3 protein-coding genes are annotated in these 2505 nt (G+C 59.1%); all 3 read right to left on the bottom strand.

Going from position 1 to position 2505, the window contains the following annotated elements:
• Positions 1 to 61: 61 nt before the first annotated feature.
• The 3 genes from LC354_RS27415 to tnpB all read right to left on the bottom strand — a co-directional run bounded on the left by LC354_RS27415 (position 62) and on the right by tnpB (position 2363).
• Positions 62 to 331: a hypothetical protein gene (locus LC354_RS27415; RefSeq protein ID WP_223429098.1), complete on the bottom strand. Its 270-nt coding sequence runs from the start codon at positions 329 to 331 to the stop codon at positions 62 to 64.
• Positions 328 to 1941: an IS66 family transposase gene (tnpC, locus tag LC354_RS27410; RefSeq protein ID WP_223429097.1), complete on the bottom strand. Its 1614-nt coding sequence runs from the start codon at positions 1939 to 1941 to the stop codon at positions 328 to 330. Before tnpC ends, LC354_RS27415 begins: the two co-directional genes overlap by 4 nt.
• A gap of 68 nt (positions 1942 to 2009) precedes the next feature.
• Entirely contained in the window at positions 2010 to 2363 is a 354-nt protein-coding gene (tnpB, locus tag LC354_RS27405) for an IS66 family insertion sequence element accessory protein TnpB (protein ID WP_223429096.1), read from the bottom strand.
• Positions 2364 to 2505: the final 142 nt, after the last annotated feature.

Below are 2505 nucleotides of genomic sequence, written 5' to 3'. Positions count from 1 at the left end.
GTAAGCGCGGGCTGATCACCCATCGGTTAGCGGCTTGACTGTGTTTGCATGGTGGGAGCGGTCAGTCTATCAGCTTTGCGTCTTTCGCGCGTTTGATTGTGTCCAAGACGCTTGTGAGGGTGCCGATTGCGCCGAAAGTTTCGTGCTTGGTCATGTTTTCGTTGCTCTCAAAGGCGTCCATGCCTTGGGTCAGGAGCGCCATGATTTGTGCTTTATCGATGGCTTTCATTCGCAATGCTTCGACGATGATGGTTTCCATGAGCATCTGCTGCGCCGCGATCTGTCCCGCGATCACCTCGATGCTGCGCTCGACGTCCTTGATTTTGCTCATGAGTGCCGCGCCTCGTCTGGTTTGAAGTTCCATGGCAGGAGGTCTTGGATATCTTCCTGCATATGTCCGTTCAGTATCTTTTCCAGAACGTGTTCGAGATAGGCCTGCGGGTTGATGCCGTTCAGTTTGCAGGTGCCGACCAGCGATGCCATGCGGGCCCAAGTGACCGCGCCGTCGTCATTGCCTGCGAAGAGTGCATTTTTCCTCGTGAGAGGAATCGGTCTGATCGCATTCTCGACAGGGTTGGTATCCATCTCAACGCGTCCATCGTCCAGAAACCGGGTCAGCCCGTCCCATCGTTTGAGACCGTATCTGATGTGACGCGTGAGGTCTGAGCTTGACGATAGCATGTCAAGTTGCGCCTCCAGCCACGGACGTAAGGCTTCTACGATGGGCTTGGAGAGCTTTTGCCTGATGGCGCGCCGGACGTCGGGGTCTTTGCCGCGGATCTCGGCCTCGATCCGGTAGAGCTGCCTGATACGTTCCTTCATCTCGGTGCAAATTGGAGAAGAGGTCGTGCGGCTGTATTCCACAAACCGGCGTCGCCAATGGGTCCAACAGTAGGTGATGCCCCACGGCTGGTTTGTCTTCTTCGGATCACCCAGGGCATCGTATCCGGCATAGCCATCCACGGTTAGAGAGCCGCCCTTGAAGCCGGTGAATATCTTTTTTGCAGTCTCTGTGCTGCGACTTCTCGAGTGCTGGAATACCACGATGGGTGGGTCGCTGCCGCCCCACCCGCGCTGGTCGCGAACCACAGCCCAAAGATAGTCCTTGCGGGTTTTGCCGGTGCGTGGAGCCAGGACAGGTACCGTGGTTTCGTCCGCGAAGAGACGGTCACTGGCTTTCAGTTCGTCAATCATGGCGTCGATGATAGGGGCCAGCTGGAAGGCGATACGGCCTGCCCAGTTTGCAAGCATGGTGCGGTCGATTTCGATGCCGTCGCGTCGCCAGATTTCGGCTTGGCGATAAAACGGAAGATGATCGCAAAACTTCGCGACCACGGAATGGACAGCGAACCGGTTCGTGCCCAGACCGCGCGGGACCAGAAACTCCGGTGCCGGTGCCTGCGCGTGGGATCTCCCATCGCATGTGCGGCACATGTACTTGGGGCGCACGGTGACAAGGACGCGGAACTGGGCGGGCACGACGTCGAGGCGTTGGGTGCGGTCTTCCCCGACCTTCACCATCTCGCCACACCCACAAGGGCAGAGCGTACTGTCGGGTTCGATCACCTCTTCAACACGTTCGAGATGGTCCGGCAAATTGCCTTTGTTCCGCTTGGCTGAAGAGCGCTTTCGTGATGCCTTACCAAGTGCCTTGTCCGCAGCATCGCCCGCCGCCGCCAACTGCCCCTCGGCGACCTCGACGTCTTCTACGAAGAGGTTGCGTTGATCCGGGTCGCCCTTCTCAGAACTCGGCCCGAACCGCGCGTGCCTGGCCTGAGACAGCATACGTTCCAGACGCGCATTCGCCGCCGCAAGGTCGGCATTCGAGCTTTCCAACAAAGCGTTTTGCACTGTGACACGAGCAAATTCCGCCTCAGCGGCGGCAAGACGCCGTTCCAACTCGGCAACGTATTTGCGGTCGATCGGGGCGGTGGCAGGCATGACCAACTATACATCGGCACGTGTAATCCTGCCGCAAAAATCGCTGCCATGAGTCACCCTGCCGCAGGCTATCCAGCCAATCTTGGCTGCCGCCGACGCTCAGCCCGAACCGCCTTCCAGTCCAACCCTTCAAAGAGCGCCGAGAACTGCGCAGGGGTAAGCTTGATCACTCCGTCCGCTGGCCGGGGCCACTGGAATTGGCCGCCCTCAAGGTGCTTGTAGACCAATACCAAACCAGTCTGATCCCAAAGTAGGATTTTGATCCTGTCACCCCGTTTCGAACGGAAGACAAACACCGCCCCGCTGTAGGGATCACGCCCCAGAACCGTCTGGATCACGAGCGACAGACCCGCATGCCCCTTGCGAAAGTCGACCGGCCGCGTCACCAGGAAAACGTGATACTTGCCGCCTGGCAGGATCATGACGCCGCCCTGAGCGCAGCAATGACGCGGCCAAGGTGCTCGGGATCGAAACCGGTCGGAACCAGCATCCGAACACCACCGATCTCCAGAACAATCGTCCCGGGCGCGTCAGGCGGCATGTGCCCGCTATCCCCTCCACCCG

The sequence above is a fragment of the Tateyamaria pelophila genome, assembly GCF_019966495.1.
GTDB lineage: Bacteria > Pseudomonadota > Alphaproteobacteria > Rhodobacterales > Rhodobacteraceae > Tateyamaria > Tateyamaria pelophila.
This window is presented reverse-complemented; position numbering and strand designations above follow the sequence as displayed.